The 4,942-nt window shown below is 63.0% G+C and carries 5 protein-coding genes and 1 pseudogene; 2 read left to right on the forward strand and 4 right to left on the reverse strand.

Annotated features, from left to right (window positions below; translation table 11 throughout):
* On the forward strand, positions 1-191 hold a 191-nt coding region (locus AC1DOC_RS27365; protein WP_478130889.1), incomplete at its 5' end, for a hypothetical protein.
* Between the two features lie 67 nt (positions 192-258).
* Here AC1DOC_RS27365 and pssA read toward each other — a convergent pair.
* Both pssA and ilvC read right to left on the reverse strand, forming a co-directional pair.
* Positions 259-1,083: a CDP-diacylglycerol--serine O-phosphatidyltransferase gene (gene pssA, locus AC1DOC_RS27370; protein ID WP_012747482.1), complete on the reverse strand. Its 825-nt coding sequence runs from the start codon at positions 1,081-1,083 to the stop codon at positions 259-261.
* A 185-nt stretch (positions 1,084-1,268) separates the two neighbouring features.
* Positions 1,269-2,210, reverse strand: a pseudogene (gene ilvC, locus AC1DOC_RS27375) (ketol-acid reductoisomerase); the annotation flags it as partial.
* Between the two features lie 14 nt (positions 2,211-2,224).
* On the opposite strand from ilvC, the gene AC1DOC_RS27380 reads away from it, so the two are divergent.
* Entirely contained in the window at positions 2,225-2,431 is a 207-nt protein-coding gene (locus AC1DOC_RS27380) for a hypothetical protein (protein WP_478130888.1), read from the forward strand.
* Between the two features lie 15 nt (positions 2,432-2,446).
* Here the strand turns inward: AC1DOC_RS27380 and ilvN are convergent, their stop codons facing one another.
* Together ilvN and AC1DOC_RS27390 are read right to left on the reverse strand one after the other, a co-directional pair.
* Positions 2,447-2,938 (reverse strand): acetolactate synthase small subunit, encoded by a 492-nt coding sequence (gene ilvN, locus AC1DOC_RS27385; protein ID WP_012747479.1) that lies wholly within the window; start codon positions 2,936-2,938, stop codon positions 2,447-2,449.
* A gap of 134 nt (positions 2,939-3,072) precedes the next feature.
* Positions 3,073-4,857 (reverse strand): acetolactate synthase 3 catalytic subunit, encoded by a 1,785-nt coding sequence (locus tag AC1DOC_RS27390; protein WP_012747478.1) that lies wholly within the window; start codon positions 4,855-4,857, stop codon positions 3,073-3,075.
* Positions 4,858-4,942 lie beyond the last annotated feature (85 nt).

The following is a 4,942-nucleotide window of genomic DNA, read 5'->3' on the forward strand; positions in this document are numbered from 1 at the left end:
GCATCGGGCCAGGTGCGGTCCTTGAGGCCGATCGGGGCGAATGCGCGGTATTTGGCTTGAGGTTGCTTCAGCATGTCGATTTCTCTGTGATGGTTGGAATCAACCAGCAACCCCAAAAACAAACGGCCCGTTGCTGGTGCGAACGGGCCGTGGTGAGGGATTTGCGCGTGCGCTACCGTCTCCGCCCGTGAGGGAGGGCTAGTAGGGCCAGCAGCGAAATCTTGGTCATGAGGGTTGTGAATGTAGCACAAGCCGGCTTCAGTTATGCAAGCCCCGCTCGTCGGGCTCTTCGGTCGAGGTGCTGATCACGCTCGCCTGCTGCCCCTTGGCCTTGCGCCACGCGTAGACCACATAGCCGCTCAGGCCATAGGCCACGAAGAGGCCGAAAAGCACCGTGGGCGGATGGATGTTGATGACCGCGATGCCGAGCGCGATGAGCACGATCACCACGAAGGGCACGCTCTTTTTCATCTGGACGTCCTTGAAGCTGTAGAACGGCGCATTGGTGACCATCGAAAGTCCGGCGTAGAGCGTGAACGCGAAGGTGATCCACGTGATCTGCGTCCACGAGAGATACAGCACCTCGCCGCCGCGCTTGCCCCACTCGGTCATGAGCCAGATGAAGCCGGCCACGAGCGCCGCCGCCGCCGGGGACGGCAGCCCCTGGAACCAGCGCTTGTCGACCACGCCGGTATTGACGTTGAAGCGCGCCAGCCGCAGCGCGGCGCAGGCGCAATACACGAAGGCCGCGATCCAGCCCCAGCGGCCCAGTCCCTTGAGCGACCATTCGTAGGCGATGAGCGCAGGAGCGGCGCCGAACGACACCATGTCGGACAGCGAATCCATCTGCTCGCCGAACGCGCTTTGCGTGTTGGTCATGCGCGCCACGCGGCCGTCCAGGCTGTCGAGAATCATTGCGGCGAACACGCCGATCGCCGCGAGGTCGAAACGCGCATTCATCGCCATCACGATCGAATAGAAGCCCCCGAACAGCGCAGCGAGCGTGAACAGGTTCGGCAGTATGTAGATGCCCTTGCGGCGCTTGCGCGGCGGCACTTCGTCGGGAACCGTGTCGTCATGCATTGAATTTGCCTCCGTCCCTCGTGGGCACTGCGCGAACAGCTATCCATCCGATAGCTTCCTGGTCTGTAAATCGCATGGGTTCGCAGTGTAGTTCAGGGGGGATGGTCCGCCCCCTCATGAAAAAAGGCCACCCCGGCGGGTGGCCCTCGGAAAACGGGTGCCGCGGCACCCGCTTCATTGGCGGATCAGTTGCGGGTCTGGTCGACCAGCTTGTTCTTCTTGATCCACGGCATCATCGCGCGCAGCTTCTCGCCGACGACTTCGATCTGGTGCTCGGAGTTCAGGCGGCGGCGGCTGATCAGCGTGGGAGCGCCGGCAGCGTTTTCCAGCACGAAGCTCTTGGCGTATTCGCCGGTCTGGATGTCCTTGAGCACTTGCTTCATGACCTTCTTGGTCTCTTCGGTCACGATGCGCGGGCCCGTGACGTACTCGCCGTATTCGGCGTTGTTCGAGATCGAGTAGTTCATGTTGGCGATGCCGCCTTCATAGATCAGGTCGACGATCAGCTTGAGCTCGTGCAGGCATTCGAAGTACGCCATTTCGGGCGCGTAGCCGGCTTCCACCAGCGTCTCGAAACCGGCCTTGATCAGCTCGACCGTGCCGCCGCACAGAACCGCCTGTTCGCCGAACAGGTCGGTCTCGGTTTCTTCGCGGAAGTTGGTCTCGATGATGCCGGCCTTGCCGCCGCCGTTGGCGGTGGCGTAGCTCAGCGCGAGGTCGCGCGCCTTGCCGCTCTTGTCCTGGTGCACGGCCACGAGGTGGGGCACGCCGCCGCCTTGCGTGTAGGTGCTGCGCACGGTGTGGCCGGGGGCCTTGGGAGCGACCATCCACACGTCGAGGTCGGCGCGCGGCTGCACGAAGCCGTAGTGCACGTTGAAGCCGTGCGCGAAGACCAGCGAAGCGCCTTCCTTGATGTTCGGTGCCACGTCGTTCTTGTAGACGTTGGCGATCTGCTCGTCGGGCAGCAGGATCATGACCACGTCGGCGGCCTTCACGGCGTCGGCCACTTCGGCGACCTTGAGGCCGGCCTTCTCGACCTTGGGCCAGGAGGCGCCGCCCTTGCGCAGGCCGACCACGACCTTGACGCCGCTGTCGTTCAGGTTCTGCGCATGCGCATGGCCATTCGCTGTAGACGCGAACCATGATCGCGCCAAAAATCAGGATCGCGAAGCCGGTAAGAATGCCTCTGAAGCCGCCGCTGAAGAGCGCGCCCACGCCGGAAATCAATACCACCATCAATCCCAGGAAATACAGTATCCGGATGACGATCGGGGTGACCATCTTCTCGAAGCCCAGCAAGTCTTGCATTACCTTCTCCTCGTGCCTTGGTTTAGAACAGTGGAACTGAGGGGATCTTCACCCCCTACACGCGCAGGATGCGCTCGCCGCGCCCGATGCCGCTGGCACCGGTGCGGACAGTCTCGAGGATAGCGCTACGGTCGATCGCTTCCAGGAAAGCGTCGTTCTTGCCGTGGTCGCCGGTGAGTTCGATGGTGTAGCTCTTGTCCGTGACGTCGATGATGCGGCCGCGGAAGATCTCGGCCATGCGCATCATTTCCTCGCGCTCCTTGCCGACTGCGCGCACCTTCACCATCATGAGCTCGCGCTCCGTGTACGCGCCTTCGGTCAGGTCGACGACCTTCACCACTTCGATCAGCCGGTTGAGATGCTTGGTGATCTGTTCGATCACGTCGTCCGAGCCGGCGGTGACGATGGTCATGCGCGAGAGGCTCGCGTCCTCGGTCGGCGCGACGGTCAGCGATTCGATGTTGTAGCCGCGGGCCGAGAACAGGCCCACCACGCGGGAAAGAGCACCTGGCTCGTTTTCCAGCAGCACTGCAATGATGTGTTTCATGTTTGCGTGACTCCTCTTTTCGCCTGCGCGGAAGCTTTCGCTTTCGCCGCCCTCCCCCGCGCACGGTAATGCGCAGGCTCGGCGGGCAATAGATTCGTCAGTAAAGAGTTAAAAGCAAATGCGCCGCAGACCGGTCAGAGGTCTTCGGAGCCCAGCAGCATCTCGGTGATGCCCATGCCGGCCTTGACCATCGGGAACACGTTCTCGGTGGGGTCGGTGCGGAAGTCCATGAACACCGTGCGGTCCTTGAGCTTGCGTGCTTCGCGCAGCGCCGGCTCCACGTCCTGTGGACGCTCGATCAGCATGCCGACGTGCCCGTAGGCCTCGGCCAGCTTCACGAAATTGGGCAGCGCATCCATGTAGCTGTGGCTGTAGCGGCCGGAGTATTCGATCTCCTGCCACTGGCGCACCATGCCCAGGTAGCGGTTGTTGAGCGAGCAGATCTTGATCGGCGTGTTGTACTGCAGGCAGGTCGAGAGTTCCTGGATGCACATCTGCACCGAGCCTTCGCCGGTGATGGTGAACACTTCCGAATCGGGCTTGGCGAGCTTGATGCCCATGGCGTACGGAATGCCCACGCCCATGGTGCCGAGGCCACCCGAATTGATCCAGCGGCGCGGCTCGTCGAAGCGGTAGTACTGCGCCGCCCACATCTGGTGCTGGCCCACGTCCGAGGTGATGTACGCGTCGGCGTCCTTGGTCATGTTCCAGAGCGTTTCGACCACGTACTGCGGCTTGATCACGTCCTTGTTGCCGCGGTCGTACTTGAGGCAGTCGCGCGAGCGCCAGGCCTCGATGGTCTTCCACCAGTCGGCCAGCGCGCCGGCGTCGGGCTTGGTGGTGCTCTCGCGGATCATCGAGATCAGCTCGGTGAGCACGTCTTTCACGTCGCCGACGATCGGGATATCGACCTTCACGCGCTTGGAGATGCTCGACGGATCGATGTCGACGTGGATGATCTTGCGTTCGTTCGTCGCGAAGTGCTTGGGGTTGCCGATCACGCGGTCATCGAAGCGCGCGCCCACGGCCAGCAGCACGTCGCAGTTCTGCATGGCGTTGTTGGCTTCGATGGTGCCGTGCATGCCCAGCATGCCCAGGAACTTGCGGTCGCTCGCCGGATAGGCGCCCAGGCCCATCAGCGTATTGGTGACCGGGTAGCCGAGCATGTCGACCAGCGTGCGCAGTTCGTTGCAGGCGTTGCCCAGCAGCACGCCGCCGCCCGTGTAGATGTAGGGGCGCTTGGCGTTCAGCAGCAGCTGCAGCGCCTTGCGGATCTGACCGCCGTGGCCCTTGCGCACCGGGTTGTACGAGCGCATCTCGACCTTGTCGGGATAGCCGGCATACGGGGTCTTCTTGAAGGAAACGTCCTTGGGCACGTCCACCACCACCGGCCCGGGCCGGCCGCTGCGTGCGATGTGGAAGGCCTTTTTCATCGTCATGGCCAGATCCTTCGGATCCTTGACGAGGAAGTTGTGCTTCACGATGGGGCGGGTGATGCCCACGGTGTCGCATTCCTGGAAGGCGTCCAGGCCGATGGCGGCGGTGGGTACCTGGCCCGAGATGATCACCATCGGGATCGAGTCCATGTACGCCGTGGCGATGCCGGTGACGGCATTCGTGAGGCCGGGGCCCGAGGTGACCAGCGCCACGCCGACCTCGCCGGTGGCGCGCGCATACCCATCGGCCGCGTGGACGGCTGCCTGCTCGTGGCGCACCAGCACGTGCTGGATGGTGTCCTGCTTGTAGAACGCGTCGTAGATGTACAGAACCGCGCCGCCGGGATAGCCCCAGATGTACTGGACGCCTTCGGCCTGCAGTGCCTTGACCAGCACTTCAGCGCCCATGAGTTCTTGCGTTGGGTTGCCGGCGCCAGAGGACGCGGCTGCTGCGGAAGCGAGTTCCGCCTTCGAGATTTCCATGATCAACCTTTGGAGTTTTTTCGGGAACGAAAAACCTTGGGTGCCCCTTGCCAGCCCTTGTGGGGCCGCGCCAGGACTTGAGGCC

The sequence above is a fragment of the Variovorax sp. 01T439_2 genome, assembly GCF_056398445.1.

Excerpts from the sequence above, each read along its gene's own strand:
- pssA (WP_012747482.1), bottom strand. The coding sequence starts at position 1,083 with ATGCATGACGACACGGTTCCCGACGAAGTGCCGCCGCGCAAGCGCCGC.
- AC1DOC_RS27380 (WP_478130888.1), top strand. The coding sequence starts at position 2,225 with ATGATCGCGCCAAAAATCAGGATCGCGAAGCCGGTAAGAATGCCTCTG.
- ilvN (WP_012747479.1), bottom strand. The coding sequence starts at position 2,938 with ATGAAACACATCATTGCAGTGCTGCTGGAAAACGAGCCAGGTGCTCTT.
- AC1DOC_RS27390 (WP_012747478.1), bottom strand. The coding sequence starts at position 4,857 with ATGGAAATCTCGAAGGCGGAACTCGCTTCCGCAGCAGCCGCGTCCTCT.